Source organism: Pseudomonas sp. R2-37-08W, assembly GCF_003851705.1.
Lineage (GTDB): Bacteria > Pseudomonadota > Gammaproteobacteria > Pseudomonadales > Pseudomonadaceae > Aquipseudomonas.
The window spans coordinates 712708-739648 of sequence record NZ_CP027728.1 but is presented as its reverse complement, the minus strand read 5'-3'; the positions used below and the strand labels follow the sequence as shown (position 1 = coordinate 739648).

Annotated in this window: 24 protein-coding genes and 1 pseudogene; 19 read left to right on the top strand and 6 right to left on the bottom strand. The window is 61.4% G+C overall.

What is annotated here, in order from left to right; genetic code table 11:
- The first annotated feature begins 1 nt into the window (after nucleotide 1).
- The 12 genes from C4J93_RS03155 (at nucleotide 2) to C4J93_RS03095 (ending at nucleotide 16117) form a co-directional block, all read left to right on the top strand.
- Nucleotides 2-1963 (top strand): methyl-accepting chemotaxis protein, encoded by a 1962-nt coding sequence (locus tag C4J93_RS03155; protein WP_124369440.1) that lies wholly within the window; start codon nucleotides 2-4, stop codon nucleotides 1961-1963.
- A gap of 293 nt (nucleotides 1964-2256) precedes the next feature.
- Nucleotides 2257-2712, top strand: a complete 456-nt coding sequence (aroQ, locus tag C4J93_RS03150) for a type II 3-dehydroquinate dehydratase (RefSeq protein WP_065951442.1) — start codon at nucleotides 2257-2259, stop codon at nucleotides 2710-2712.
- A gap of 24 nt (nucleotides 2713-2736) precedes the next feature.
- Entirely contained in the window at nucleotides 2737-3198 is a 462-nt protein-coding gene (accB, locus tag C4J93_RS03145; protein WP_124428564.1) for an acetyl-CoA carboxylase biotin carboxyl carrier protein, read from the top strand.
- A gap of 17 nt (nucleotides 3199-3215) precedes the next feature.
- Nucleotides 3216-4577, top strand: a complete 1362-nt coding sequence (gene accC, locus C4J93_RS03140) for an acetyl-CoA carboxylase biotin carboxylase subunit (RefSeq protein WP_124365687.1) — start codon at nucleotides 3216-3218, stop codon at nucleotides 4575-4577.
- Between the two features lie 278 nt (nucleotides 4578-4855).
- Nucleotides 4856-5734, top strand: coding sequence for a 50S ribosomal protein L11 methyltransferase (gene prmA / locus C4J93_RS03135; protein WP_124365685.1), 879 nt, complete (start codon nucleotides 4856-4858; stop codon nucleotides 5732-5734).
- Nucleotides 5735-5764: 30 nt separating this feature from the next.
- Nucleotides 5765-6979, top strand: coding sequence for a DUF3426 domain-containing protein (locus tag C4J93_RS03130; protein ID WP_124428563.1), 1215 nt, complete (start codon nucleotides 5765-5767; stop codon nucleotides 6977-6979).
- Between the two features lie 185 nt (nucleotides 6980-7164).
- Nucleotides 7165-8178, top strand: a complete 1014-nt coding sequence (gene dusB, locus C4J93_RS03120; RefSeq protein ID WP_124361093.1) for a tRNA dihydrouridine synthase DusB — start codon at nucleotides 7165-7167, stop codon at nucleotides 8176-8178.
- Nucleotides 8175-8495 carry a DNA-binding transcriptional regulator Fis gene (gene fis, locus C4J93_RS03115; protein ID WP_003221275.1) on the top strand — a complete coding sequence of 107 codons (321 nt, stop codon included), beginning with the start codon at nucleotides 8175-8177 and terminating at the stop codon, nucleotides 8493-8495. The genes dusB and fis overlap by 4 nt, the downstream gene beginning before the upstream one ends.
- An 81-nt stretch (nucleotides 8496-8576) precedes the next feature.
- Nucleotides 8577-10184 carry a bifunctional phosphoribosylaminoimidazolecarboxamide formyltransferase/IMP cyclohydrolase gene (purH, locus tag C4J93_RS03110; protein WP_124428562.1) on the top strand — a complete coding sequence of 536 codons (1608 nt, stop codon included), beginning with the start codon at nucleotides 8577-8579 and terminating at the stop codon, nucleotides 10182-10184.
- A gap of 136 nt (nucleotides 10185-10320) precedes the next feature.
- Nucleotides 10321-11613, top strand: a complete 1293-nt coding sequence (gene purD, locus C4J93_RS03105; protein ID WP_124369434.1) for a phosphoribosylamine--glycine ligase — start codon at nucleotides 10321-10323, stop codon at nucleotides 11611-11613.
- Nucleotides 11614-11713: 100 nt separating this feature from the next.
- Nucleotides 11714-14485 (top strand): hybrid sensor histidine kinase/response regulator, encoded by a 2772-nt coding sequence (locus C4J93_RS03100; protein ID WP_124365680.1) that lies wholly within the window; start codon nucleotides 11714-11716, stop codon nucleotides 14483-14485.
- Nucleotides 14486-14992: 507 nt separating this feature from the next.
- On the top strand, nucleotides 14993-16117 hold the full coding sequence (locus tag C4J93_RS03095) for an IS481 family transposase (protein WP_124428561.1): 1125 nt from the start codon (nucleotides 14993-14995) through the stop codon (nucleotides 16115-16117).
- 360 nt (nucleotides 16118-16477) lie between these two features.
- On the opposite strand, the gene C4J93_RS03090 is transcribed toward C4J93_RS03095, so the two are convergent.
- A complete protein-coding gene (locus C4J93_RS03090) occupies nucleotides 16478-16732 on the bottom strand; it encodes a DUF6124 family protein (protein ID WP_124402943.1) in 255 nt (84 codons plus the stop codon).
- 431 nt (nucleotides 16733-17163) lie between these two features.
- Between C4J93_RS03090 and C4J93_RS03085 the strand changes: the two genes are divergently transcribed.
- The 3 genes from C4J93_RS03085 to C4J93_RS03075 all read left to right on the top strand — a co-directional run bounded on the left by C4J93_RS03085 (nucleotide 17164) and on the right by C4J93_RS03075 (nucleotide 18718).
- Nucleotides 17164-17547 carry a polymorphic toxin type 44 domain-containing protein gene (locus tag C4J93_RS03085; protein WP_372238158.1) on the top strand — a complete coding sequence of 128 codons (384 nt, stop codon included), beginning with the start codon at nucleotides 17164-17166 and terminating at the stop codon, nucleotides 17545-17547.
- Nucleotides 17525-17983, top strand: a complete 459-nt coding sequence (locus C4J93_RS03080) for a hypothetical protein (protein WP_124402942.1) — start codon at nucleotides 17525-17527, stop codon at nucleotides 17981-17983. The genes C4J93_RS03085 and C4J93_RS03080 overlap by 23 nt, the downstream gene beginning before the upstream one ends.
- A gap of 138 nt (nucleotides 17984-18121) precedes the next feature.
- Nucleotides 18122-18718 (top strand): MarC family protein, encoded by a 597-nt coding sequence (locus C4J93_RS03075; RefSeq protein ID WP_065883442.1) that lies wholly within the window; start codon nucleotides 18122-18124, stop codon nucleotides 18716-18718.
- Here C4J93_RS03075 and C4J93_RS03070 read toward each other — a convergent pair.
- From C4J93_RS03070 to cobG, 5 genes are all read right to left on the bottom strand, one after another.
- Nucleotides 18715-19494: a hypothetical protein gene (locus C4J93_RS03070; RefSeq protein WP_124369432.1), complete on the bottom strand. Its 780-nt coding sequence runs from the start codon at nucleotides 19492-19494 to the stop codon at nucleotides 18715-18717. The genes C4J93_RS03075 and C4J93_RS03070 overlap by 4 nt on opposite strands.
- A 237-nt stretch (nucleotides 19495-19731) precedes the next feature.
- Nucleotides 19732-21369, bottom strand: coding sequence for a precorrin-3B C(17)-methyltransferase (gene cobJ / locus C4J93_RS03065; RefSeq protein ID WP_124428560.1), 1638 nt, complete (start codon nucleotides 21367-21369; stop codon nucleotides 19732-19734).
- Nucleotides 21369-22100 carry a precorrin-2 C(20)-methyltransferase gene (locus C4J93_RS03060; protein WP_124365677.1) on the bottom strand — a complete coding sequence of 244 codons (732 nt, stop codon included), beginning with the start codon at nucleotides 22098-22100 and terminating at the stop codon, nucleotides 21369-21371. Before C4J93_RS03060 ends, cobJ begins: the two co-directional genes overlap by 1 nt.
- A complete protein-coding gene (locus tag C4J93_RS03055) occupies nucleotides 22100-22726 on the bottom strand; it encodes a precorrin-8X methylmutase (RefSeq protein WP_124361086.1) in 627 nt (208 codons plus the stop codon). Before C4J93_RS03055 ends, C4J93_RS03060 begins: the two co-directional genes overlap by 1 nt.
- The gene (gene cobG, locus C4J93_RS03050; protein WP_124428559.1) at nucleotides 22719-24065 is read right to left on the bottom strand and encodes a precorrin-3B synthase; all 1347 of its coding nucleotides are present in this window, start codon (nucleotides 24063-24065) and stop codon (nucleotides 22719-22721) included. Before cobG ends, C4J93_RS03055 begins: the two co-directional genes overlap by 8 nt.
- Before the next feature lie 38 nt (nucleotides 24066-24103).
- Here cobG and cbiE point away from each other — a divergent pair.
- From cbiE to C4J93_RS03030, 4 genes and pseudogenes are all read left to right on the top strand, one after another.
- Nucleotides 24104-25308 (top strand): annotated as a pseudogene (cbiE, locus tag C4J93_RS03045) (precorrin-6y C5,15-methyltransferase (decarboxylating) subunit CbiE).
- Nucleotides 25305-26030 carry a cobalt-precorrin-6A reductase gene (locus tag C4J93_RS03040; protein ID WP_124428558.1) on the top strand — a complete coding sequence of 242 codons (726 nt, stop codon included), beginning with the start codon at nucleotides 25305-25307 and terminating at the stop codon, nucleotides 26028-26030. The pseudogene cbiE and the gene C4J93_RS03040 overlap by 4 nt, the downstream one beginning before the upstream one ends.
- Nucleotides 26031-26155: 125 nt before the next feature.
- The gene (locus C4J93_RS03035; RefSeq protein WP_124369427.1) at nucleotides 26156-26434 is read left to right on the top strand and encodes a hypothetical protein; all 279 of its coding nucleotides are present in this window, start codon (nucleotides 26156-26158) and stop codon (nucleotides 26432-26434) included.
- Nucleotides 26431-26919: a PIN domain-containing protein gene (locus C4J93_RS03030; RefSeq protein WP_124428557.1), complete on the top strand. Its 489-nt coding sequence runs from the start codon at nucleotides 26431-26433 to the stop codon at nucleotides 26917-26919. The genes C4J93_RS03035 and C4J93_RS03030 overlap by 4 nt, the downstream gene beginning before the upstream one ends.
- Nucleotides 26920-26941 lie beyond the last annotated feature (22 nt).

Here is a 26941-nt window from a genome sequence, read left to right as displayed (position 1 = left end):
CATGCGCCTGAAGCTGCTGACCAATCTCAATACCCTTTTGTTGGTGGCCGTGTGCCTCGCACTCGGAGCGACGCTCTGGTGGTCGCAACGAGCACTGGAGCGCCCGTACCTGTTGATGGAGCGCTATCTGGGGCTGTCCCAGGCCTTTGAGAACCAGGCCGCACGCAATATCGACGACTACCTGGCCAGCGGCGATGCCCTGCGCTTGAGCAGCGCCGGCCAGAGCCTGGAAAGCCTGCTGCAGCAGCTCGATTCATTGCCGCCCGAGTTGGCGCAGAACCTGCGGCCCAGCCTCACGGAGCTAGACACCTTCAGCAAAACCGACCTGCTCGCCGCCGGCAAACTGGCCGGCGACCCGCAAGCGCTGTTATTGCAGGCCGAACGCGAGCTGGGGGCGAACCTGGAGCAACTGAGCCAGTACGCCAGCGCCGTGAATGCCCCGGACGCGGCGCGCTATCTGCCGCCACTGCTGGCCGCCTCGCAACACTTGGGCAAGCTGTCCTTGGCCCGGGACAAACTGGTGAGCAGCGGTCGCGCCGAATTGGCCGATGATGTCGAGCGTGAAATCGCCAACATTCGTACCCAGGCCGACCTGTTGGCCCAGCTGCCTTTGCTCGGGGTGAAGGCCAGCGCCGAATCCAGCAGCGACGATTTTTCCGCGTTGATGGGCTTGGAAAACGCTGAAAAAACCGAAGCCCAGGACACCGGCGTCGACCTCAAACGTGAACTCAACAGCCTGTTGACCCGCTACCCCGCCGAACTCAAGCGCACCCGCGAACAGATCCAGCAACGTACCGACCTCGCCGCCGCCACACACATCAAGATCACCCGCGTGCGACAAGCCATCGCCGGCCTGGAGCCGGTGGTGCGCGCACAGCACGCCAACATCCAGGGCGAAGTGCGCCTGATGCAGGGGCTGATGATTGGCCTGATCCTGCTGATCGCACTGTTGATCGATACCCTGCAACGCCGTCTGGCACGGGTGCTGACTCACCTCGCCCCGGCGCTGTCCACCTGGGCCGAAGGCAACTTCAGCCAGCCGATCGCCTTGGGCAGGACCAATCGCGAACTGCACGACATCGAAGCCTCGCTGAACCGCCTGCGCGCTTATCTGGTGGACCTCGTCGGCACGATCCGCGGCAATGCCGAAGAAGTCGCCGGCAGCAGCCGCACCCTGGCCGAACTGAGCAGCGGTTTGCACGACGGCGCCGAACGCCAGGCCGGGGACACCGCGCAGATTCGTGACTCCCTGGGCGAACTGGAGGCGACCATCCAGCAAGTGGCGGGTGATGCCAGCCAGGCTGCAGGCGCGAGTCGCAGTGCCGGCGTCGCCGTGGAACAAGGCCAGCGGGTGATCGGCCTGAGCCTGGCCGGGTTGCATGCCCTGGTGGGTGAAGTGCAGCAAAATGCGCAAATGATCGAGAAACTCGCCGCAGAGTCCGCGACCATCGGCGGTGTACTCACGGTGATCCGCTCGATCGCCGAGCAGACCAACCTGCTGGCGCTCAACGCGGCGATCGAAGCGGCCCGCGCCGGTGAGGCCGGGCGCGGTTTTGCCGTGGTCGCCGATGAAGTGCGCTCCCTGGCCCAGCGTACCGCCGGCGCCACCGCCGAAATCCAGGGCCTGATCGCCGGCCTGCAAACCGCCGCCCACCAATCGGTACAAGGCATGCGGGCACAGGTCGAACACGCCGAAGCCACCGCCGAGCAAGCCCAGGCCGCCGATGGCGCGCTGGATGAAATCGTCGGGGCGATCCAGACCATCTCCGCGACCGCCGTGCGCATCGCTGACGTGACAGCACAGCAAAGCGGGGCCGTGAGTGAGATTCGCGACAACAGCGAAAGAATTCACCAACTGGGTGAAGACAACCTGCGGCGTATCGGCCAGGGACGCAGCCAGGGCGAGCATCTACTGGTGCTGGGTGGGCAGCTCAATACGGCTGTGAAAGCCTTCCGGGTCTGACCCGATCCCGCGCCCTATGAAGAACAAATGTGGGAGGGGCTTGCCCCCGATTGCGGTAGCTCAGTTACAGATGTCGAGACTGACACACTGCTATCGGGGGCAAGCCCCCTCCCACATTGATCTCCCACATGTTCTCGATTGCATTGCCAATGACCAGATCCTGAGCCACAGTCACAAATTTCGCGCAATCCTCGCTAATCGTGCTGGCTACTGCATAGAACTGGACAGTCACAAAGGCTTTGCGGCATAGTCGCCGGGTTCTGTCGTACCCCACCAATAACAAGGAACAGCCGATGGCGACCTTACTGGTTCTTCACGGACCCAACCTGAACCTGCTCGGCACCCGTGAACCGGGCGTCTACGGGGCAGTGACCCTGGATCAGATCAACCTCGATCTGGAACAGCGGGCCCGTGTCGCCGGCCACCATTTGCTCTACCTGCAAAGCAATGCCGAGTATGAATTGATTGATCGCATCCATGCCGCGCGTGGCGAAGGCGTGGATTTCATTCTGATCAATCCCGCCGCTTTTACGCACACAAGCGTTGCATTACGTGACGCGCTGCTGGCGGTGAGCATCCCATTCATCGAAGTGCATTTGTCGAACGTGCACAAACGCGAAGCTTTCCGCCATCACTCTTACTTCTCCGATGTAGCGGTAGGAGTGATCTGCGGCCTTGGCGCCAGCGGTTACCGACTGGCCCTGGAGGCCGCCCTGGAACACGTTGAAGAACAGGCTAAACGCCCCTGACCGACCCTTGGGAGTTGATGATTCATGGATATCCGTAAAGTTAAGAAACTGATCGAACTGCTGGAAGAATCCGGTATCGACGAGCTGGAAATCAAGGAAGGCGAAGAGTCCGTACGGATCAGCCGTCACAGCAAGACCCCGGCTCAACAGTTCTACGCGCCACAGATGCAAGCACCGGCTCCCGCCGCTGCCGCACCTGCCGCCGCTCCAGCCGCCGCCGCGCCTGCGGCGCCAGCAGCCCCTGAGCTGAACGGTTTCGTGGTCAAGTCGCCAATGGTCGGTACTTTCTACCGCACCCCGGCACCGACCTCGCCAGCCTTCGTTGAAGTGGGCAAGACCGTGAAAGTGGGCGACACCATCTGCATCGTTGAAGCGATGAAGATGATGAACCACATCACGGCTGAAAAAGCCGGCGTCATCGAATCCATCCTGGTAGAAAACGGTCAGCCGGTTGAGTACGACCAGCCGCTGTTCACCATCGTTTGAACCGCGGAGCGCCTTCGATGTTGAAACCTGCGAAGAAACTGCAAAAAGTCCTGATCGCCAACCGCGGCGAGATCGCGCTGCGTATCCTGCGCGCCTGTAAGGAAGAGGGCATCAAGACCGTCGCTGTTTACTCGACGGCCGATACCGAATTGATGCACGTGAAACTGGCGGACGAGAGCATCTGCATCGGCCCGCCCCTGGCGACCAACTCGTACCTGAAAGTCTCGAACATCATCGCTGCCGCCGAAGTGACCGGCGCCGATGGCATTCACCCAGGCTACGGTTTCCTCGCGGAAAACGCCGATTTCGCCGAACAGGTGGAAAAATCCGGGTTTGCCTTCATCGGCCCGAAAGCCGAAACCATTCGCCTGATGGGCGACAAGGTCTCGGCCAAGGACGCCATGATCGCGGCCGGCGTGCCTACCGTTCCCGGCTCCGACGGCCCGCTGCCGGAAGATGAGGAAACCGCTCTGCGCATTGGCCGTGAAGTCGGCTACCCGGTGATCATCAAGGCCGCCGGTGGCGGTGGTGGTCGCGGCATGCGCGTGGTGCACAAGGAAGAAGAACTGATCGAAGCCGCCAAGCAGACCCGCTCCGAAGCGGCTGCCTGGTTCGGCAACCCGATGGTCTACCTGGAGAAGTACCTGACCAACCCACGTCACGTGGAAGTGCAGGTACTGTCCGACGGCCAGGGCCATGCGATCCACCTGGGCGACCGCGATTGCTCGCTGCAGCGTCGTCACCAGAAGGTATTGGAAGAAGCCCCGGCACCGGGCCTGGACGAGAAAGCTCGCCAGGAAGTCCTGGCGCGCTGCGTCAAGGCGTGCATCGACATCAACTACCGTGGCGCCGGTACTTTCGAGTTCCTCTACGAGAACGGCCGTTTCTACTTCATCGAGATGAACACTCGCGTGCAGGTAGAGCACCCGGTGTCGGAGATGGTCACCGGTATCGACATCGTCAAGGAGATGCTCAGCATCGCCGCCGGCAACGTGCTGTCCTTCACCCAGGACGACGTGAAGATCCATGGCCACTCCCTGGAATGCCGGATCAACGCCGAAGACCCGCAAACCTTTATGCCGAGCCCTGGGCTGGTCAAGCATTTCCACGCGCCCGGCGGCAACGGCGTACGCGTAGATTCGCACCTGTACAGCGGCTACAAGGTTCCGTCCAACTACGACTCGCTGATCGGCAAGCTGATCACCTGGGGCGCGACTCGCGATGAGGCCATGGCCCGCATGCGCAACGCCCTGGACGAAATCGTGGTCGACGGCATCAAGACCAACATCCCGCTGCATCGGGACCTGGTGCGTGATGAAGGCTTCTGCGAAGGTGGTGTGAACATTCACTACCTGGAACACAAGCTGGCCAACCAGTAAGTGCTCCACCCAACATAGCCGCCTTCGGGCGGCTTTGTTGTTTCTGGAACTCCGATTTCCAGGATGTACACAGTTCAAATGTGGGAGGGGGCTTGCTCCCGATGGCGGTGGCTCAGTTACAGATGTTGAGACTGACACACCGCTATCGGGGGCAAGCCCCCTCCCACATTTGGTCGGCGTTCAGTCAGTAATGTCGTCTTCTGCACGCCGCTCGCGTAAACTTGCGCGCTTTCGCAGCCCCATCCCGCTGCACACTCATTTTTTCAAAGGTGCCCGCCATGCCTTGGCTGCAAGTCCGTCTCGCCATCAGCCCAGAACAAGCCGAAACCTACGAAGACGCTTTCCTCGAAGTCGGCGCCGTGTCGGTGACCTTCATGGACGCTGAAGACCAGCCGATCTTCGAACCGGAACTCAACACCACCCCGCTGTGGTCCCACACCCACTTGCTGGCCCTGTTCGAAGACGGTACCGAGGCCGCCAGCGTGCTGGCCCATCTGGAATTGCTCACCGGCACCCCGCTGCCGGAGCATCACAGCGAAGTGATCGAAGACCAGGATTGGGAACGCAGCTGGATGGACAACTTCCAGCCCATGCGTTTCGGCCAGCGCCTGTGGATCGTACCCAGCTGGCACGCCGCCCCCGAGCCGGATGCCGTCAACCTGCTGCTGGACCCGGGCCTGGCGTTCGGCACCGGCACTCACCCCACCACCGCGCTGTGCCTGGAATGGCTGGACGGCCAGGACCTGAGCGACTGCAACGTGCTCGACTTCGGCTGCGGCTCGGGGATCCTGGCCATCGCCGCGCTGCTTCTAGGCGCCAAGCAGGCCGTGGGCACCGATATCGACGTGCAGGCCCTGGAAGCTTCCCGCGATAACGCCGGGCGCAACCACATTCCCGAAGGCAAGTTCCCACTCTATTTGCCTGAGGATTTGCCCCAGGTACAGGCCGATGTGCTGGTCGCCAACATCCTCGCCGGGCCGTTGGTGTCGCTGGCGCCGCAGTTGTCGAACCTGGTCAAGCCAGGCGGGCGCCTGGCACTGTCGGGCATTCTCGCCGAGCAAGGTGAAGAGGTCGCCGCCGCCTACGCCAGGGATTTCGAGCTGGACCCCATCGCCAACCGTGACGGCTGGGTACGCATCAGCGGTCGTCGGCGCTAGAATGAGCGCTTGTCTGAATCGGATGGCCGCATGAGCGACAGTTTCGTCACCCAGTGCCCGCATTGCCAAGCACGCTTTCGCGTCAACCACGCTCAATTGAGCGTGGCCCGTGGCGTGGTGCGCTGCGGCTCCTGCCTGCAGGTGTTCAACGCCGCGCGCCAGTTGCTGGAGCAGCGGGCCTCGGTGCCGGCAGCGCAACCTGAACAGTCTGGCGCTGATGAACCCTCGCCTGAGCCGCCGCGCGCAATCAGCCAGAAACAGTGGACAGCCCAAGAGCTGGACCTGGACAACCTGGACCTGGACGAGGAACTGGCCAAGCTCGAGCGCCGCGAAATTCAGCACACCCAGCCCGTCGGCGCGGACCGCCGCCAGCCCGGTGCCGAGCGTCGGCACAAGGAAGATGCCCTCAGCGCCAGCCGCAATACAGTCAAGGCCGAGGAAGAAAAGTGGGCCGCCAGCCTGTTCAGCGAGCCGCCGCAAGAGCGCGTCCTGCCCGCCGAAGCCGAGCCGGAGCCGAGCGAGCGCACCGAGCCGTCCCTGTCGTTTCACCGCGACGATCTCGACGACGACGAACCGCCACTTCGCTCGACCCCGGACGACGATCCCGATCCACCCTTCACGCCCCTGACGCCAGCGGCGCAAGCCACCGACGACCGCCCCCACGCCCGGCGCAAGCGCGCGCGTGCCGAGGCCAATGTCGACGAGGTGTTCCAGGACCTGGAGGACGACCCGCTGCACCTGTATGCGCAGAAGCGTCCGTCAGGCCTGGGCCGCCGCCTGACCTGGATCGTGCTGGTACTGCTCGCCGCCGCCGGCCTGGCGGGCCAGTACATTGCCTACCAATTCGACGAACTGGCCCGCCAGGACGCCTATCGTCCGTGGTTCCAGCAACTGTGCCCGAAATTGGGCTGCACCGTGCCATCACGGGTCGACATCGCCCACATCAAGAGCAGCAACCTGGTGGTGCGCAGCCATCCGGAGTTCGCCGGGGCGCTGGTGGTGGATGCGATCATCTACAACCGCGCGACCTTCTCCCAGCCCTTTCCGCAGTTGGAACTGCGCTTTGCCGACCTAAACGGCGGCCTGATCGCCAGTCGGCGCTTCAAGCCGGCCGAGTACCTCAGCGGCGAGTTGGCCGGGGTCAGCGAAATGCCGTCGCAGACACCGATCCACATCTCCCTGGACATCCTTGACCCCGGCAGCAAAGCGGTGAACTACAGCCTGAGCTTCCATTCGCCCGAGTGAAGCTGCGCCAGTACCGAGGTTTGACGGCGGTTTATTGACTGCGCCGACGTCAACCAAACCGCTGGCGATAAAAAAATAACTGTTCAGATTTTATCCAATTCAGCCTTTATCCAGTCATCGAGAGCGGGTATCATGCCAACCCTTTTTCGAACTCTAATGATCCGGCCCCACAACAGGGAAGTCCTATGTCGGCGGTACGCATCGGCCCATATACATTGCACAACGGCTTGATCCTCGCCCCAATGGCGGGCGTCACGGACCAGCCCTTTCGTCAGCTCTGCAAACGTTTGGGCGCGGGTCTAGTAGTCTCTGAAATGGTCACCAGCGACATGAGTTTGTGGAACACCCGCAAGTCGCGGATGCGCATGATCCACGAAGGTGATCCCGAGCCACGCTCGGTGCAGATCGCCGGGGGTGATGCGCAGATGCTGGCGGATGCGGCTCGGGCCAATGTGGAGCTGGGCGCGCAGATCATTGATATCAACATGGGCTGCCCGGCCAAGAAGGTCTGCAACAAGGCCGCAGGCTCCGCCCTGTTGAAAGATGAGCAGTTGGTTGCCGAGATCCTGCAGGCCGTTGTCGCCGCAGTCGATGTGCCGGTGACCCTGAAGATTCGGACCGGCTGGGACCGGGACAACAAGAATGGCCTGACGGTGGCGAAGATCGCCGAACAGGCAGGTATTGCAGCGCTGGCGGTGCATGGCCGCACCCGCGCCGACCTTTACACCGGGGAAGCCGAGTACGACACCATCGCCGCAATCAAGCAGGCGGTGTCGATGCCGGTGTTTGCCAATGGCGATATCGATTCAGCCGAGAAAGCCCGGCGCGTGCTGCACGCAACCGGTGCCGACGGCGTGTTGATCGGCCGGGCCGCCCAGGGGCGGCCATGGATTTTCCGTGAGATCGAGCATTTCCTGCGTACCGGCAACGTGTTGCCGGCACCGGGACTGACCGAGGTGGAACGTATTCTGCTAGAGCATCTGGCCGCCCTGCACACCTTCTATGGGGATGTGATGGGCGTACGCATTGCTCGCAAGCATGTCGGCTGGTACCTCGCCACCTTGCCGGGCGCCAGGGAATTTCGCGCTCAGTTCAACCGTTTGGATGAAACGCAGGCACAGGTCGCCACCGTTCGTGAGTTCTTCGCCGAACGTGACAAGAGCCTGGGAACAGGGGATGGAGAAGGGGTGGCCGCATGACGATGATGACCGAGACTTTAGTGAGTGGAACAGCACCCGTGAGCGACAACGTCAATTTGAAACAGCACCTCAACACGCCGAGCGAAGAAGGCCAGACCCTTCGCGGGAGTGTCGAGAAGGCGCTGCACAATTATTTCGCCCACCTCGAAGGCGCTTCCGTCACGGACGTGTACAACCTGGTGCTCTCCGAAGTCGAGGCGCCCCTGCTCGAAAGCGTGATGAACTACGTCAAGGGCAACCAGACCAAAGCCAGTGAGCTGCTGGGCCTCAACCGGGGCACGTTGCGCAAAAAGCTCAAGCAATACGATTTGCTGTAAGCATTCAATCAAACCAGAAAGGCGCCCGCGTAAAAACGGTCGCCTTTTTTGCTGACTCCTTTGCTTTTGATGGAAATTGAGATGACCGACCAGACTACCCGCCTGCCGATCCGCCGCGCCTTGATCAGTGTTTCCGACAAGACCGGGATCCTCGAATTTGCCCGGAGCTTGCAGCTCCTTGGCGTGGAAATCCTCTCCACGGGCGGGACCTTCAAACTGCTGCAGGACAACGGCGTGGCCGCAGTAGAAGTCGCGGACTACACCGGTTTCGCGGAAATGATGGACGGTCGGGTCAAGACTCTGCACCCGAAAATCCACGGCGGCATCCTTGGCCGTCGCGGCATCGACGACGCCATCATGAACGAGCACGGCATCAAGCCGATCGATCTGGTGGCGGTTAACCTCTACCCGTTCGAAGCTACCATCAACAAGCCAGGCTGCGACCTGCCGACCGCCATCGAAAACATCGATATCGGCGGCCCGACCATGGTTCGCTCGGCCGCCAAGAACCACAAAGACGTGGCCATCGTGGTCAACGCCAGCGACTACACCCAAGTGCTCGACAGCCTCAAAGCCGGTGGCCTGACCTACGCCCAGCGGTTTGACCTGATGCTCAAGGCGTTCGAACACACCGCCGCCTACGACGGCATGATCGCCAACTACATGGGCACCGTGAACCAGGCCGCCGACGTCCTGAGCACCGAAGGCCGCAGCCAGTTCCCACGCACCTTCAACAGCCAGTTCATCAAGGCCCAGGAAATGCGCTACGGCGAGAACCCGCACCAGAGCGCGGCGTTCTACGTTGAGGCCAAGCCAGCCGAAGTCGGCATCGCCACCGCCACCCAGTTGCAAGGCAAGGAACTGTCCTACAACAACGTGGCCGACACTGACGCCGCGCTGGAGTGCGTGAAGAGCTTCGTCAAGCCGGCCTGCGTGATCGTCAAGCACGCCAACCCGTGCGGCGTGGCCGTGAGCCCGGACGCTGAAGGCGGGATCCGCCAGGCGTACGAACTGGCCTACGCCACCGACACCGAATCGGCATTCGGCGGCATCATTGCCTTCAACCGTGAACTGGATGCCGAGACGGCCAAGGCCATCGTCGAGCGTCAGTTCGTCGAAGTGATCATTGCGCCAAGCGTCTGTGAAGAAGCCCGCGCCATCGTCGCCGCCAAGGCCAACGTGCGCCTGCTGGCCTGCGGCGAATGGTCGGCTGAACGCGCCGCCGCCTGGGACTACAAGCGCGTCAATGGCGGCTTGCTGGTGCAGAGCCGCGACATCGGCATGGTCGGCAGCCAGGACCTTAAAGTCGTGACCAAACGCGCGCCGACCGAGCAGGAGATCAACGACCTGATCTTCGCCTGGAAAGTCGCCAAGTACGTTAAGTCCAACGCCATCGTCTACGCCAAGAATCGCCAGACCATCGGTGTCGGCGCCGGCCAGATGAGCCGCGTGAACTCGGCACGTATCGCTGCGATCAAGGCCGAACACGCCGGCTTGCAGGTAGCCGGCTCGGTAATGGCTTCCGATGCGTTCTTCCCGTTCCGTGACGGTCTGGATAACGCCGCGAAAGCCGGTGTGACCGCCGTGATCCAACCGGGCGGTTCGATGCGCGATGCTGAAGTCATCGCTGCTGCCGACGAAGCTGGCATCGCCATGGTCTTCACTGGCATGCGCCACTTCCGCCACTGATCCAATGTGGGAGGGGGCTTGCCCCCGATTACGGTGGATCAGATCCAAATGTTCTGACTGACACACCGCCATCGGGAGCAAGCCCCCTCCCACATGAAGCGCTCCAGCAGCGCCTACAGAATTTGAGGTTTTTGAAATGAATGTTTTGATCATTGGCAGCGGTGGCCGTGAACACGCCCTGGCCTGGAAAGTTGCCCAGGACCCACGCGTCCAGAAAGTTTTCGTTGCACCGGGTAACGCCGGTACCGCCATTGAAGCCAAGTGCGAGAACGTCGCTATCGACGTGCTGGCGCTTGAGCAACTGGCAGATTTCGCCGAGAAAAACGTCTCCCTGACCATCGTCGGCCCGGAAGTGCCGCTGGTGGCCGGCGTTGTCGACCTGTTTCGCAGCCGTGGCCTGGATTGCTTCGGGCCGACCGCCGGCGCCGCTCAATTGGAAGGTTCGAAAGCTTTCACCAAGGATTTCCTGGCGCGCCACAAGATCCCGACTGCCGACTACCAGAACTTCACCGAGATCGAGCCGGCCCTGGCTTACCTGCGTGAAAAAGGCGCGCCGATCGTGATCAAGGCCGACGGCCTCGCTGCGGGTAAAGGCGTGATCGTCGCCATGACCCTGCAGGAAGCCGAGGACGCCGTGCGCGACATGCTCGCCGGCAACGCCTTTGGTGACGCCGGTTCGCGCGTGGTAATCGAAGAATTCCTCGACGGCGAAGAAGCCAGCTTCATCGTGATGGTCGACGGCAAGAACGTACTGCCAATGGCCACCAGCCAGGACCACAAGCGCGTCGGCAACGGCGACAGCGGCCCGAACACCGGCGGCATGGGGGCTTACTCCCCGGCGCCGGTGGTCACCGCCGATGTGCACCAGCGCGTCATGGACTTGGTGATCTGGCCGACCGTGCGCGGCATGGCCGACGAAGGCAACGTCTACACCGGCTTCCTCTATGCCGGCCTGATGATCGACAAAGCCGGTAACCCGAAAGTCATCGAGTTCAACTGCCGCTTTGGCGACCCGGAAACCCAGCCGGTGATGCTGCGCCTGCAGTCGAGCCTGGTGCTGCTGGTGGAAGCCGCGCTGGCCCAGGCCCTGGACAAGGTCGAAGCCCAGTGGGACCCACGCCCGAGCGTCGGTATCGTGCTGGCGGCCGGTGGCTACCCTGCCGATTACGCCAAGGGCGATGTGATCGAGGGCCTGGAGGCGGCGGCAGCGCTGGAAGGCAAGGTGTTCCATGCTGGCACTGCGCTGAAGGACGGCCAGGTCGTCACCGCCGGTGGCCGCGTGCTGTGCGCCACCGCGATGGGCGCCAGTGTCGACGCCGCGCAGCAACAGGCGTACAAACTGGCCGCGAAAATCGACTGGAAAGGCTGCTTCTATCGCACAGACATCGGTTACCGCGCCATTGCCCGTGAACGTGGCGAGAGCAACTGAGTAGCTATCCGTTCGGGTAGGTAAGGGCCTCTGGCCCTTGCCGTACTCATGCCCCCCGCGCATAGTTAACCCGTGCATTCACCTACGAAGGGACTTCGCCTTGCGCTGGCTCAGGATCGCCTTAGCTTTTACAGTCAGCCTGCTGACCTTGCTCTGCCTGGCCCCGGCTCAAGCCGCTGCGCAAGGCAGTGGTTGGGCAGTATTGCTCGATGAGCAGGCCGACCTGCAACTGAGCGATATCCGCTCCGCCCGCTACACCAATCAATTCAGCCCCATCGAACTGGACCGGATTACCGCCGCGCAGCCAGACGGTGCGTTGTGGGTACGCTTCAAGCTGCAACCCGGCAAGCATGAACAAGTGCTGCGGGTGTTCGCGCCGGACCTGTCGCACCTGAGCCTGTATGTGTTGGACGGCGATACCCTGGTGGAACAGCAGACCACCGGCACGCGCCAGCCCCAGGCCGAGCGCCCGCTGCCGAGCAGTGACTTCATGCTCCCGATGCCGCAGAGCCAGCGCCCGCTCGAGGTGTACCTGCGCCTGGTGTCGGAGCACGAGCTACGCCCTTACATCACCCTGGAACCCGCCGTACTGGCCGCCGCCAATCAGAACCAGACGCTGCTCTATGGCCTGTTGTTCGGCGTGCTGCTGATGCTGATCCTGCATAACCTCACACGCTTCGCCTACCACCGCTCGCGCAGCAGCCTGTGGCTGGCGGCCTGCGAAGTGCTGTTGATGCTCAGCCTGGCGCTGTTGCTCAACGTGGTGGGGCCATGGCTGCCGAACTGGCATGCGATCCAGACCCCTGGCGCCTACCTCGCGCTGCTGCTGACCGCGCCGTGCGGGCTGATGTTTGCCTATCGTTTCTTCATGCCCCTGGGCCCACACCCGCTGAACAAACTGTTGATGGCCGACATCTTGTTGATCGTGCTGTGTGGCCTGCTGCTGTTGTTCGTCAACACCTTGCCGCTGAACATCATCACCTATGCCCTGGTCGCGCTGGCCGGCCTGAGCATGCTGTTTGTCTCGGCCTATCACTGGCAAAGAGGCTATCGCCCGGCGCGCCTGTTCGTGGCCGGCATGGTGGTGTTCAACATCGGCACGCTGATCATTCTGCCCGCCCTGCTCGGCCTCACGCTGGTGGCGCCGCAAGGCCTGATCGTGACCCTGCTCACGTTTATCTGCCTCAGCGGCCTGTTGATGAGCCTGGCCCTCGGCGAGCGCCAGCGCGCCATTGTCGAAACCCGCTTCAGCCTCAGCCGCGACCTGGCCGCCAGCAACGCCGAAATTGCCGCCAAGGCCGAATTCCTGGCGAAGATCAGCCACGAAATCCGCACCCCCATGAATGGCGTGCTGGGCATGACCGAGTTGCTGCTGGGCACGCCGTTGTCGGTGAAACAACGCGACTATGTGCAGACCATCCACAGCGCCGGCAACGAGTTACTCACGCTGATCAACGAAATCCTCGACATCTCCAAGCTCGAGTCGGGACAGATCGAACTCGATGATGTGCAGTTCGACCTCAACGCGCTGATCGACGACTGCCTGAGCATCTTCCGCGCCAAGGCCGAGCAGCAGAATGTCGAGCTGATCAGTTTCATCCAGCCCCAGGTGCCGCGCGTGATCAGCGGTGATCCGACACGCCTGCGCCAGGCGTTGCTGAGCCTGCTGGAAAACGCCCTGCACAAAACCGACGAGGGCGAAGTGCTGATCGTCGTGGCCCTCGACGAACGCAGCACCAAGCCACGCCTGCGCATCGCGGTACAAGACAGCGGCGTGCCGATGGAAGCCGCCGAACGCGACGCCCTGCTGCACAGCGAACTGCACAGCAAGAACTTCCTCTCGGCGACACGCTTGAGCGGCCACCTGGGCCTGGTTATCGCACGCCAGTTGATCCTGTTGATGAACGGCGAGTTCGGTATAAAGAGCGGCAGTCACCAAGGCAGCACGCTGTGGCTGACCCTGCCGCTGGACCCGGAACGCTTGGAGCATCCGACCTCCGATCTCGACGGCCCGCTCAAGGACGCACGCGTACTGGTGGTGGACGACAACGACACCTGCCGCAAGGTGCTGTTGCAGCAATGCTCGGCCTGGGGCCTGAACGTCAGCGCCGTGGCTTCCGGCAAAGAGGCCCTGGCCCTGCTGCGTACCAAGGCGCACCTGCGCGATTACTTCGACGTGGTACTCCTGGACCAGAACATGCCCGGCATGACCGGCATGCAACTGGCGGCGAAGATCAAGGAAGACCCGAGCCTGAACCACGATATCCTGCTGATCATGCTCACGGGCATCAGCAACGCGCCGAGCAAGATCATCGCGCGCAACTGCGGGATCAAACGCATCCTGGCCAAACCGGTGGCCGGCTATACGCTCAAGACCACCCTGGCCGACGAACTGGCCCAACGCAGCAAAGGCGTGACCCACCCTCGCCCCGCGCCAGCCGCCCCGGCAGTGATTACGGTGCCCAGCGACTTCCGCATCCTGGTGGCCGAAGACAACAGCATCTCAACTAAAGTGATACGTGGCATGCTCGGCAAGCTCAACCTCAACCCGGACACCGCCAGCAACGGCGAAGAAGCGCTGGAGGCGATGAAAGCCCAGCGTTATGACCTGGTGTTGATGGACTGTGAAATGCCGATCCTCGATGGTTTCTCCGCCACCCAGCAACTGCGCGCGTGGGAAGTCAGCCACCAACGCGTACGCACGCCGGTGGTGGCCCTGACCGCGCACATTCTTTCGGAACACAAGGAACGTGCGCGCCAGGCCGGGATGGATGGGCATATGGCCAAGCCGGTGGAGCTGTCGCAGTTGCGTGAATTGGTGGAATTCTGGGTGGCGCAGCGCCAACAACGGCCAGAGCACGCGCCCTCCTGACTTGAAACGCAATCAAATGTGGGAGGGGGGCTTGCCCACGATGGCCATAGGTATCTACACAACTTTGGCGTGGCCCTGAACCTGTGGCGTGGGAGCTTGCTCCCGTGGCGGCCTGCCGACCTATAGCTATCTGACTGATGCCGCGCGATCCAAATGTGGGAGGGGGCTTGCCCCCGATGGCCATAGGTATCTACACAGCTTTTGGCGTGGCCTTGAACCTGTGGCGAGGGCGCGTGCTCCCGTGGCGGCCTGCCGGCCAATAGCTATCTGACTGATGCCGCGCGATCCAAATGTGGGAGGGGGCTTGCCCCCGATGGCGGCCTGACAGCCGACCAGGATGTTGGATCAGGGCGAGTACATATCCGTTGCTGCGGTAACGGCTGCTATGGGTTCCGCCCTTACGGCGGCTCACTTTTGAAAAGCGTGTACGGACCGGACACATGGTTGACGGGTGTGCGGGGACATGGTGGACACTTTGCGGCGAGCCAACTTCGTCGGAAAGCCATCATGCCTTGGACTACGAGAGACGCCATGAGCCTGAAAGAAGAGTTCGTTGCCTTAGCACGGCAACCCGGCAGCAACAAACGTGAGTTGTGTCGACGATTCGGTATCAGCCCACAAACAGCGTACAAGTGGCTCAAACGCTACGAGGCGCTGGGTCAGCCTGGTCTGCAAGAGAAATCCCGCAGGCCAGCGACCAGCCCTAAACTGACTCAGACGGCTTTGGAAGCCCAAATCATCGCACTTAGACAGGCCCATCCAGCATGGGGTGGACGCACCATTAGTAGCCTGTTGGAAAAGCGCATTGCTCCCAGCACCGTCACCAATGTCTTGCACCGCCATGGCCTGATTCAACCGCCTCAGAAGGAACATACGGCGACGTTGCGATTTGAACACGACGCGCCTAATGATCTGTGGCAGATGGATTTCAAAGGACATTTCGCACTGCAACAAGGTCGATGCCACCCCCTGACTCTGTTGGATGACCACTCCCGGTTCAGCCTAGCCATTGATGCCTGTGATAACGAACGGGGAGCCACGGTGAAGGAGAAGATGATCGAGGTTTTCCAGCGCTATGGCTTGCCAGTTCGGATCAACGTTGATAACGGCGCTCCCTGGGGCTCGCCACGCAATCCGGGTGAAGTTTCAGAACTGAGTATCTGGCTGATTCGCCTGGGAATTCGGATCAGCTTCAGCCGTCCTCGCCATCCTCAAACCAATGGGAAGATCGAACGTTTCCACCGCTCGCTCAAAGCAGAAGTGCTTGATGGGCGTTATTTTTCCACACTGATGGAGGCTCAATCGGCTTTTGATCAATGGCGTGAGATTTATAACCTGCAGCGCCCTCATCAGGCGCTGGGTTACAAGGTGCCTATGGACCGCTATCGGAGCAGTCCCTGGGCGTATCCACAGCAACTGTCGGAATTTGAATATGGCCCAGATGATGTGTTGGCTAAGGTTTATGACAGTCGATTTCGCTTTCAGAAACGCTACTTCAGCATCGCCAAAGGTCTGCGTGGACAACACATCGCAATACGTCCTAACGCTGAGAGAGATGGCTTATTTGACGTCTACTTCTGTCATCAATTTCTACGGACCTTCGACGTGAATAACCCTGACTACGGGGCATAATGTGTCCACTATGTCCCCGCACAGGTGTCAACCATGTGTCCGGTCCGTACAAAAAGCGCAAAAGTAAGCAAAACGCTCTTGCCCCACCACTCGGCACCTCGCCCCGGCTCGGTGTGCCCGTAATCCGACAGTGATTTGGGGGGCCGCCGCCCCGCGCCATCCATGGCGCGGGGCGGCTAAACCGGCATCCCTGCCGGTTTACCCCCCAAATCAATGTCGAATTCCGGCCAGCGTGGTTTAACGGGGCGCCTAGATCAAGAGCAAGATCAAGAGCGACTCGCTTCGCATCGTGGTTACCGTTGGCTGCTACAAGGTTGTGTAGATACCTATGCCGCGATGAGGCTCTAAAGCCGGCCGCTACTACTGTGCTCGAGCCTCGCCGCATCCATCAACCATTCGATCTATCAGTAACTGCACTCCCTCGACCATTCGACAAAGCCCTAACACCACACTGCGCTGTGGACCATCGACTTCAAAGGCTAGGTGGGTCGCGATGGCATTGATGGATTCTAGATCCTGAGAGGCGTTGACCAGCAGGGTTTCGTTGTCGAGGTCAGGACGGAGGATGAAGAGCAGGTTTGAATCTGAAGGAGGGTTTGGACTGTCTTTGATCATGATGTAGCTCCTGGAGAATTAAGGGCTACCACCAAGTTTTTCTCACGAACTGTGGGTGGCAACTGTACGCGGAGTGAGAAAACCAAGTCTCCAGGAACTCGGCCACGCCGAAGCGTGCCCGCGCACAGCCGCCATAACAGCGGGCATAGAAAAGCGCCTGCACTGTATATGGTGGGCGCTTTTGCGCCAATGGAGTAGTTCGGATTTCTCACGTCCGGCCGCTGAATTGGCAGCGGCTGGCGAAGACTATTGATGCCCGTTCCGACCAGCAACCCGAAAGAACTGTAGGAAACATCTCATCATTATGCAGTGACGTGAGGCATGTCCTACTCCTTCGTACGAATTCTCTTTTGTTCCTTGCTCCGCTCATCATTCTGACCTTCTGGTGTTAGGTTCCGCTGCGCAAGCCCCTAATGCAGAGGAAGCATGCAATGGCGAACCCTATGCCGCCACCCGGCGTATCACTTGATGAAAATATGGCCACCGCGTTCCACAAAAAGAATGTGCTAAAGGCTGGCTCAGCGTTTATGTACTCTTGGTTTTATACTCAGGTCCGTAATCGCGGACCTTGGGATTACAAGCAAATATCCATTGAATATGAAGCTTTTGGAAACTTCCATTATGGTGCGGTAGGGATTGCTGGCGGTTTTAGCGAGAACGTGCTTTTGCGCGCAGCGGGCCTTGCTCAAAACAGCGCCGGTACGGACAAAGACGAATTTGGTCGTTGGTGGGGGAATGCACCATTCGGCGATGATCCTGTCGACCAATATTGGATCAAGGAAGGAATCAGGTATGCCAGATTCAGGAACTACTAAAAAGTCGCTTTATTCTATTGTTACCACGATCCTGCTGGCGCTGTGCTTGGTGTATATCGGCGGCGGCTGGCTTCTTTCGCCAGGTCGCCCGAAATTGACAGAGGTTGTACTCCGCACGCCTCTGAGCAGTGATGCTTCGGTCTACGGCGTGAAGGATGATCGTGGAGGGGCAACTGTTCCGTTCACTTACCGATACTACGTCTACCGCACCTTGGGGGCTGATCGAGAAATATTGTCTGCTTTGGAAGGTGCCAGTCCATTTCTGATTACGCGTGATGCATCGGCAAAGGTTGAAGTGCAAGGCCAAACGATCACTGTCTCGGTGGCGGGAGATGTATCGGACTATCACAGCCGTACGCTGTATCGACATGCCAATGGCAGTGACTACACAGCGGTGACTGTTTTTCTTGAAAGTCGGCCGAGTATGAACGATTGATAGGTTGGGCTTAAGTCGCGGTGGGTCAGTGAGTAATATCTGGCTGGTATACCGCAATCGGGAGCAAGCCCCCTCCCACATTTGTTCTATGTCGCCTGATAGACTCTGCCAACTTTCCTCTGCCGCGAGCCGCCCCTCATGCTCCATGTGTTGTTCAGCGTTTACCTGAAGATGCTGGTGCTCTATAGCCCGTTCTTTGTGCTGTCCTGCTTTATCAGCCTGACCCGTGGTTATTCCAGCAAGGAGCGGCGGCGCCTGGCGTGGAAAGTCGCGCTGGCGACGCTGGTGTCGAGCGTGCTGCTGTACCTGTTCGGCCGGGTGATTTTCAGTGTGTTCGGCATCACCGTGGATGCCTTTCGCATCGGTGCCGGCAGCGTGCTGTTTATCTCCGCCCTGGGCATGGCCCAGGGCAAGTCGGCGGTGCAGACCGATAACGTGCAGCAGGACGTGACCATCGTACCGCTGACCATCCCGCTGACGGTCGGCCCCGGCACCATCGGCGCGCTGCTGGTGATGGGGGTAAGCCAGCCCCACTGGGACGACAAGCTCACCGCCATCCTCAGCATCGCCCTGGCCAGCCTTACCGTGGGCGTGGTGCTGTACCTGTCCAATCGGATCGAACGAATTCTCGGCGACCAGGGCTTGCAGATTGTCAGCCGGTTGATGGGGTTGTTCGTGTGTGCCCTGGCCGCGCAAATTATCTTTACCGGGGTGCGCGGTTATCTGGTGACCTAGATCCGGTATTTGGCAATGGCCGACTGCACCTTGTCACCCGCGCTGTCACGCATCAGTTGAAGGGTCTTCTCGTTGACCACCGAGGTATTCAGCACCAGGCAGGTCTGCCCGCTGAAGGCCTCGAACGATGAGCTGTCCCATTCAAGGAACGGCAAACCCACCTGTTTACTCACGCCATGGCTGCTGTAGGTCACCAGCACCATCATCACTTCGCCATTGGTTTGCGCGCAGGACGCCACGCCAAAGTCACCGCCCTGGTGCACGCTGCAGTTGCGCTTGAACAAATCGAACGACGCCGGCTGTTGCTTCAAGGCTTCCAGCGCATCCGCGGCCAGTTTCGGCAGCAGGCTGAGCAGCGGCCCCGACAACGACATCGACGCGAGCATCGCGCCGATGATATTCAATGCCGCCAGTTGCACCGTCAGCCCCTCGCCGACGCGTGAGACTCGCTCAAAACTGCTGCGCAACGGCAACCAGCCGAGGCTGACCATCACCTTGATAAATTCGTCGTACCAGGCCTCGGTGCCCCGATGAACCTTCAATACATCGCTCACATAACTGCTGGCCAACAGGTAGCTTTTGCGGATGTACTCGCGGTTAAGCCCGGACAGTCCCTCGGCGAAAGAAATCACGCCGTTGTTGACCACCGCCGCATTGCAGTCATCTTCGGTGTCCAGTGGTAAAGCCGCGTGCGTGCCTGGCGCACCCGGCAATTTGTAGGCGGCAATCAACTTGCGCCTTTTGGTACTGTTGATCCTTCTGTGATGTCGCTCCATTTCCAATTCTCCACGTACACCCCGACTCGGGGCTTGTAACCACACTAGTCCACTGACCGACGGGCTTTCCAGGCGACAAACATCCCTTGGCGCGGCTCGGCCAAGCGCGCCGTCCAGCAATAGCGCGGCATGCACGAAGGGCTTCATGGTTTCGCCGTGAAAAAAAGAAAAAGCCCCGGATGACTACAGGAAAGTCCTTGAGTCATTCGGAGCTTTCGGACCACCGCCGAGGCGTTTTCAGGAGACGGGTTTACCGCCGTACCAGCGCGGTGTGTACACCCACTCCCCGCCGCCGGCACGCGCAAAGGTGCAGGTGGTGGACGAGCCAACCAGCACCATGGTGCGCATATCCACCTGGTCCGGGGTGAGCTGGCCCAGCGTGGTGACGCGCAGCGTCTGGCCGGGGCGACCGATATCACGGCCCAGTACCACCGGTGTTTCAGGCGTGCGGTGCTGGGCGACGATCTCCAGCGCACGCCCCAGTTGCCACGGGCGCGCACGGGAAATCGGGTTGTAGAACGCCAGCGCCAGGTCGGCCTGGGACGCGAGGTCCAGACGCTTTTCGATGATCGACCAGGGCTTGAGGTTATCCGACAGCGACATCACACAGAAATCATGCCCCAGCGGCGCGCCCGCCTGGGCAGCGGTGGCCAGGGAAGCCGAGACGCCAGGCAGGATCTGCAGGTCGACCTGATGCCAGGCCGGGTCGCTGGACTCATGCAACGCCTCGATCACCGCAGCGGCCATGGCGAATACACCGGGGTCGCCAGACGACACCACCACCACCGAGCGCCCTTGGGCGGCCAGTTCGAAGGCGTGACGTGCGCGTTGCATTTCTTCGCGGTTGTCCGTGCAATGCTGCACCTGGTCGTCACGGAACGGCCCGGCCATGCGCACGTAGGTTTCGTAGCCCAGCACATCGGTGCAGCGCGCCAACTCGGCCTTGACGGCCGGCACCATCAAGTCAGCGGCGCCAGGGCCAAGGCCGATCACGGCGAGACGGCCACGCGGGCGGCCAACCTGTGACACATCCACCGGCTGCTCGGCCACGCTGAGGGTGATGTCCGCGTGCGGCTCAAGCTTGGCAAAGCGCAGCGGCACACCCAGCTCCGACGCGGCCTCATGCAACGAGGCTTCGGCCATCTGCGTGTCGCTCGCCAGCAGGCACGCCAGCGCTTGCACGGCAACGCCCGCCTCCTGCAAGGCCGTGCGCACACGTGCCGCCAGGTGCGCACCGGGCTTGCAGGTGACGCACACCGTCTTCGGGTAGATCAGCAATTCGTTGGCGGCAGGCGTACGCTCGGCACTGCCCACATGAATCGCCAGGCGGGCCTGTGGATCCTGCGGCAAATTGGCCTGCTCCAGCCAGGGCGCCGCGCCTTCGATGCGCACGCTTTCACCGGCCAGCAGGTCCGAGACGAAGCGCTTGCCCAGCTCCAGGTCCGCCAGCTCGTAACCCTTGGGCGGGTTGAGCAGGCAGGTGCCGAACCGCAACTCGCCGCTGGTGGTGATCGCCGCTGCCACGCCCAATGCGGCGGCAATCTCGCGCGCCATCACATTCACGCCGCCCAGGCCACCCAGCAGCGGCACCACGGCGCTGCCGTCTTCGGCGACGGCCAGCACGGCCGGCTCCTCGCCTTTTTCGAGCAAGAGCGGCGCGAGGGTACGGATCACAATGCCGGCGGCGCACAGCGCAATCAGCGGCGTGCCTTGCTGGTAGAGCTGGCGCAGGGTGGCGCCGAATTCGCTGTAGCGTTGGTCTGCCCCCTCAACCCGACCATCCAGGCCATGGATCAGCGCAGCCGGGTAAAGTTGCTGGATCCTGCGCGCGGTCGCCAGGCTGCCCTGGCCCAGAATGACAATCGCCGGGCTCATCAACCTTGCCACCGTTCACCGGGCACGATGATCAACGAGAAATACGGCGACGACATCGGCTCCACCTGATCCAGCGGCACGATTTTCTGATTGGCCATGGTGGCGCGCTCCACGTACAGCGCGCGCCCGGCCAGACCGAGTTCTTCCAATACCTGGCGCACCTTGGGAAAGTTGCGCCCCAGCTTCATGATCACCGCCGCATCCGCGTCCGCCAGTCGGCGCTTGAGGTCATCGTGGGGCAACACGCCAGAGAGCACCGACAGGCTCTGATTGCGATACACCAGCGGCGCGCCCAATACCGAAGCACCGCCCAGCATCGAACACACGCCCGGGATGACCTGCGCCTCATAGCGTTCGGCGAGGCGGTCATGCAGGTACATATAAGAGCCGTAGAAGAACGGGTCGCCTTCGCAGATCACCGCCACATCGCGGCCGGCATCCAGATGCGCGGCCACGGCGACGCTGGCCGTGTCGTAGAAATCGCTGATCACCTGCTCATAGGACAGCGGCGCCGGCAGCGCCTCGGTGGTCACCGGGTACACCAGCGGCATCAGGGTTTGCTGGGGCACCAGGTGGTCTTCGATGATGCCGAAGGCATTGCCCTTCTTGCCCTTGGCCACGAAGTACGCCACCACCGGCGATTCGCGCAGCAGGCGCAGGGCCTTGAGGGTGATCAGTTCCGGGTCACCGGGCCCTACGCCCAGGCCGATCAGACGTCCGCGTGCAGGCATTATTCAACCTCCGTGGCGAGCGCATTGACGGCGGCGGCGGCCATGGCGCTACCACCCAGGCGGCCCTGCATGATCACGAACGGCACGCCACGGCTATCGGCGGCGAGCATCGCCTTGGATTCGGCGGCACCGACAAAACCTACCGGAAAACCGAGGATCAACGCCGGTTTCGGCGCGCCGGCGTCGAGCATTTCCAACAGGTAGAACAGGGCGGTCGGTGCGTTGCCGATCACCACCACGCTGCCGGCCAAATGCGGGCGCCAGAGTTCCAGGGCAGCGGCGGAGCGTGTGTTGCCAAGCTCGCGCGCCAGCTCCGGCACGCTGTCGTCACGCAGGGTGCAGATCACCTTGTTGTTGGCCGGCAGGCGCGCACGGGTCACGCCTTCGGAGACCATCCGCGCATCGCATAAAATCGGTGCGCCCGCCGCCAGCGCGTCGCGCCCGGCCTTGCCTGCGCCGTCGGAAAATTGCAGGCCGTCGATGGCCTCGACCATGCCGCATGCATGAATCACCCGCACCGCGAGTTTCTCCAGATCCGCCGGGATACGCGCCAGGTTGGCCTCCGCGCGAATAATGGCGAAGGAGTTGCGATAGATCTCCTGACCGTCGCGGATGTAATCAATCATCGGTGTTGCTCCGTGGGCGAGCGCGCAGCAAGGCGCCCGCCGCGTCAATAGAAAGAGTGCGCGCGTGCAGCCGGCCAAAACCTGGATGAGCAGCGTCGCGAAAATAGAGGTCGTAGTGGCCGGGGCTCACCGCCAGCAAGGTGACCGGCGCGGTGTGTGCGGCGGCGCAGGAGCGCGGGCAGCCGGACAAGTGAACGTCGTGACCCGGTTGCAGGGCGGCCAATTGCACGGCGTCGGCCTTGGTATCCGACAAGCCTTTGCCGCAGCCGCTGGAACCGGTGCAGGCGATCATCCGCGCCAGGGGCTGGTCGGCTGCGCAGAGAAAGCCCAGTTGCGCCAACTGCTCGGTCACCACGCCTGGCTGTGTGAGGTTAGGCAGCAGCACGCCCTGCCAAGGGGTGAACCGCAAGGTGGCGTCGCCATACTCGCAGGCCAGCTGTGCAGCGCCCTTGAGCATCGCCGAGTCCAGGCGGCCCAATGGCGCGACGGCGGTGACATAGAACCGGCCTTGCTGGCGCTGTGGATAACTGCCCGGATGGCCTGACGCGCTGCTGGCCGGGCGGTTGAAGCCATCCGCCGGCAGTAGCGGCAGGCCCAGGCGGCTCAGTAAGTTATCTACAACCAGCTGGCGCATGCGCGTTTGTTCCGGCGTGGCCAGGTCGAGAAAGGCTTCGAGCACGGCCACCACCAGGGCATGGCCTTGGTCCAGGCGCACAGCGGCCAACGGTGCATTCAGCCCAGGACAGCCGGCCATGCCGAACGCGAGCAGGGTTTCACCCGCCTGTTCGAAGGCCGACAGCCACAGATCATGATGATGTTCGAGCATCGCCAAGGCCTCGAAGCCATCCAGCTGCACGGCGAATTTGGCCGACAGCTCATGAAAGCGTGGATGGTTTTCCAGGGTGGCGAGGATCTGCCCGGCCAGTGGGCGCGTGTCGAACAGCATCTGCGGGTCGATGCCGGCGCTGGGGCTGAGCATCAGGTTGCGCACGTCATCACCGCCCGCATTGCTCGGGCCGAGGCCTGCCGCCAGCAACATCGCGATCAAGGCCTCCTGCTCGGCGCCGATCCCGCGAATCTGCAGGTTGGCGCGGTTGGTCGCCTCGATCACCCCGCCTGCGTACGCCTGGGCAGCGTCCGCCACGGCGTTGGCTTGGGCCGCGGTGATCGAGCCACCGGCCAGTTTGATCCGACAAATACCGCCGTCCAGCGCCTGGACGATGCGCAACAACCCCGGACAAGCCGAGGGGCGCAAGGTATTCAGAGCGGGCGTTGGGTTCACGGGGCTTCCGGTTGACGGGTAAAGGCGCGGTATTATGCCTGCTTTGTCCGACGGCATGAAAAGCCTGCCCGTCGGATGTCGTTCAAGGAATTGATATGTCGCCCTGGCTGACGGTAGTAGGCATCGGTGAAGACGGCTTCAAGGGCCTGGGAAGAAACGCCCGGCACGCCTTGCTGCGCGCCACGCGGATTATAGGGGCGCAGCGCCAGTTGGACCTGTTGCCGGTGTGCATTCGCGGTGAGCGCGAGTTGTGGCCGAGCCCGTTCTCCCTGGAACCGGTACTGGCGCGGCGCGGTACGCCTGTGTGTGTGCTCGCCAGCGGCGACCCGATGTTTTATGGCGTGGGCGCAAGTCTGGCGCGACAGATTGCGGCGCAAGAGTTGCTGATTGTGCCCGCGCCGTCGTCGGTATCCCTTGCAGCCGCGCGTTTGGGCTGGCCGTTACAGGACGTGGTGACGTTATCCGTGGTGGCGCGGCCCGTCGCGGCAATCAACGCGCATCTGGCCAGCGGTGTGCGCGTGTTAGTGCTGAGTAATGACGGTGGCAGCCCTGCGTTGATCGCTGCTGTGTTGACCGAGGCCGGGTTCGGGCCGAGCCGATTGAGCGTGTTTGAACACTTGGGCGGGGCGAATGAGCGACGTATCGACGGCCTGGCCGAGGATTGGCAGCACCACTCGGCCGCCGATCTGAACCTGGTCGCCATCGAGTGCCTGGCCTCGCCCGACACGCCACGCCTGTCGCGCCTGGCAGGCCTGCCGGATAGCGCCTTTAAGCACGACGGCCAACTGACCAAGCGCGATGTGCGCGCCATGACCCTCGCGCGCCTGGCCCCATGCCTGGCGAGCTGCTGTGGGACGTGGGCGCAGGCAGCGGTTCCATCAGTATCGAATGGATGCGCACTCATCCCAGTTGCCGCGCACTGGCGATTGAAGCCGACGCAGGCCGCCAAGACTTGATCGAACACAATCGCGACGCCCTCGGCGTGCCCGGCCTGCACCTGGTACGCGGCACCGCCCCGGACGCTTTGCATGGCCTGCCGACACCCGACGCCATCTTCATCGGCGGCGGCGTCACCCGCGACGGCGTGCTCGACAGTTGCTGGCAACAGCTGCGCCCCGGTGGTCGACTCGTCGCCAACGCCGTAACCCTGCAAAGTGAAATGACCCTGATGAACTGGCGCGCGGAGCACGGCGGCGAACTGACGCGCGTCCATGTGGCCCAGGCGCAGCCGCTGGGAGAGTTCGATACCTGGCGCCAGGCGCTGCCGATTACCTTGCTGGAAGTGGTCAAGCCGCTATGAAAAGGATTCTGCTGCTGGGTGGCGTGACCGAAGCGCTGGCCATCGCGCGGACGTTAGGGCCGGAACATATCTACAGCCTGGCGGGCGTGGGACGTGTGCCGACCGATCTCACCTGCCAAGTGCGGGTCGGCGGTTACGGTGGCGCTGAGGGCTTGGCGCAGTTTGTTCGGGATGCGGGGATCAGTCTGATCCTCGATGCGACCCATCCATACGCGGCGCAGATCAGCCAGAACGCGGCACAGGCGGCGCAGTTGTGCGGTGTCCCCTGCTGGGCGTTGCGCCGACCAGCGTGGCAGCCGCAGGCCGGTGACGATTGGCGTGAGGTCAGTGATTGGGCCGAGCTGATCGAAGCACTCAAACCGTTCAATCGTCCCCTCTTCACCTTGGGTCGCGAACCGTTGCAGCACCTCGACGAAATCCCCGCCAACCAATTCTGGACGCTGCGCGCGCTGGATGTGTATCCGGGCAATGATCGCTGTGAAGTGATTGGCGCACGCGGTCCGTTCCTGCTTGAAGACGAACGTGCGCTGTTTGAACGACGCGGGATTGATGTGCTGATCAGCAAGAACAGTGGCAGCACAGCCACCGAGCCGAAGCTGGAAGTGGCGCGGGAACGCGGGGTGCCGGTGTTGGTGTTGAAGCGGCCGGTGTTGTTGGCGGTGGACAGGGAGCTTTTGTCGCCCGCGGAAACAATCGATTCGTTGGCAGATTTCATTCGATAGATCAGGATCATCCGCCACCTTTATCCAATCTATTGTTGCTACAAGGGACGGCGATGAACCCACAACACGAAGTGCTAAACTCCAGGAACAGTTCAAGCCAGACCCAAGGATATTCAGGAGCTGACATGATAGAAGTTAAAGAAGCCGTCCAAGTTGCCAAGGCAGCCGCAAACGACTTTCTCGGACAAGAGACAGCCCTACAAGACCTGATGCTCGAGGAAGTAGAGTTAAATCCAGATAATAAAACCTGGGCAATTACACTGGGCTTCAATGTTCCCAACCCCAATCAATATGAACGGCTAGGTGCATCTCTAGCGGGACACATGTATGCACGAAAATACAAAACATTCATCATTGACTCGGAGACTGGCGAGTTCCGCTCCATGAAGATTCGCGAAGTATGATAGAGGCCTATATCAAGCAATATCGAAGAAAAGGACTCATCGTTGACACTAATTTGTTACTCCTGGCCCTGATAGGCGGAACGTCCAGCATCGTAGCGTTCAAGAGAACACGCGGCTACAGCGATGACGACTATCAACTTCTACTCAAAGTGATTGATCAGTTCGAAAAACTTGTTGCAACCCCTCACATACTCGCTGAAGTCAGCAACCTTACAAACGGACTTCATGGAAGCAAGCTGCGCGATTTTTATTCAACATTAAAAAATTCACTGTCAACAATAATCGAGATTCATAATCCAGCCTTGGATATAAGTCGTGATTATGAGCTATCGCCCTACGGTCTTACCGACGTCGGCATTGTTGCCGCAGCAAAAGATAATTATCTGGTTTTGACTGATGATCTCAGGGTCGCAGGGTTTGCTCATCAGCACTGCGTAGATGTCGTTAATTTCAATCATATACGGGAAGCCAGCTGGGAGGTCTGATACCTGCCACACGATCATTCCC

Coding starts and splice junctions, on each gene's coding strand:
- C4J93_RS03155 (WP_124369440.1), top strand. CDS start 2: ATGCGCCTGAAGCTGCTGACCAATCTCAATACCCTTTTGTTGGTGGCC.
- aroQ (WP_065951442.1), top strand. CDS start 2,257: ATGGCGACCTTACTGGTTCTTCACGGACCCAACCTGAACCTGCTCGGC.
- accB (WP_124428564.1), top strand. CDS start 2,737: ATGGATATCCGTAAAGTTAAGAAACTGATCGAACTGCTGGAAGAATCC.
- accC (WP_124365687.1), top strand. CDS start 3,216: ATGTTGAAACCTGCGAAGAAACTGCAAAAAGTCCTGATCGCCAACCGC.
- prmA (WP_124365685.1), top strand. CDS start 4,856: ATGCCTTGGCTGCAAGTCCGTCTCGCCATCAGCCCAGAACAAGCCGAA.
- C4J93_RS03130 (WP_124428563.1), top strand. CDS start 5,765: ATGAGCGACAGTTTCGTCACCCAGTGCCCGCATTGCCAAGCACGCTTT.
- dusB (WP_124361093.1), top strand. CDS start 7,165: ATGTCGGCGGTACGCATCGGCCCATATACATTGCACAACGGCTTGATC.
- fis (WP_003221275.1), top strand. CDS start 8,175: ATGACGATGATGACCGAGACTTTAGTGAGTGGAACAGCACCCGTGAGC.
- purH (WP_124428562.1), top strand. CDS start 8,577: ATGACCGACCAGACTACCCGCCTGCCGATCCGCCGCGCCTTGATCAGT.
- purD (WP_124369434.1), top strand. CDS start 10,321: ATGAATGTTTTGATCATTGGCAGCGGTGGCCGTGAACACGCCCTGGCC.
- C4J93_RS03095 (WP_124428561.1), top strand. CDS start 14,993: ATGCCTTGGACTACGAGAGACGCCATGAGCCTGAAAGAAGAGTTCGTT.
- C4J93_RS03090 (WP_124402943.1), bottom strand. CDS start 16,732: ATGATCAAAGACAGTCCAAACCCTCCTTCAGATTCAAACCTGCTCTTC.
- C4J93_RS03085 (WP_372238158.1), top strand. CDS start 17,164: ATGGCGAACCCTATGCCGCCACCCGGCGTATCACTTGATGAAAATATG.
- C4J93_RS03080 (WP_124402942.1), top strand. CDS start 17,525: ATGCCAGATTCAGGAACTACTAAAAAGTCGCTTTATTCTATTGTTACC.
- C4J93_RS03075 (WP_065883442.1), top strand. CDS start 18,122: ATGCTCCATGTGTTGTTCAGCGTTTACCTGAAGATGCTGGTGCTCTAT.
- C4J93_RS03070 (WP_124369432.1), bottom strand. CDS start 19,494: ATGGAGCGACATCACAGAAGGATCAACAGTACCAAAAGGCGCAAGTTG.
- cobJ (WP_124428560.1), bottom strand. CDS start 21,369: ATGAGCCCGGCGATTGTCATTCTGGGCCAGGGCAGCCTGGCGACCGCG.
- C4J93_RS03060 (WP_124365677.1), bottom strand. CDS start 22,100: ATGCCTGCACGCGGACGTCTGATCGGCCTGGGCGTAGGGCCCGGTGAC.
- C4J93_RS03055 (WP_124361086.1), bottom strand. CDS start 22,726: ATGATTGATTACATCCGCGACGGTCAGGAGATCTATCGCAACTCCTTC.
- cobG (WP_124428559.1), bottom strand. CDS start 24,065: ATGCCGTCGGACAAAGCAGGCATAATACCGCGCCTTTACCCGTCAACC.
- C4J93_RS03040 (WP_124428558.1), top strand. CDS start 25,305: ATGAAAAGGATTCTGCTGCTGGGTGGCGTGACCGAAGCGCTGGCCATC.
- C4J93_RS03035 (WP_124369427.1), top strand. CDS start 26,156: ATGATAGAAGTTAAAGAAGCCGTCCAAGTTGCCAAGGCAGCCGCAAAC.
- C4J93_RS03030 (WP_124428557.1), top strand. CDS start 26,431: ATGATAGAGGCCTATATCAAGCAATATCGAAGAAAAGGACTCATCGTT.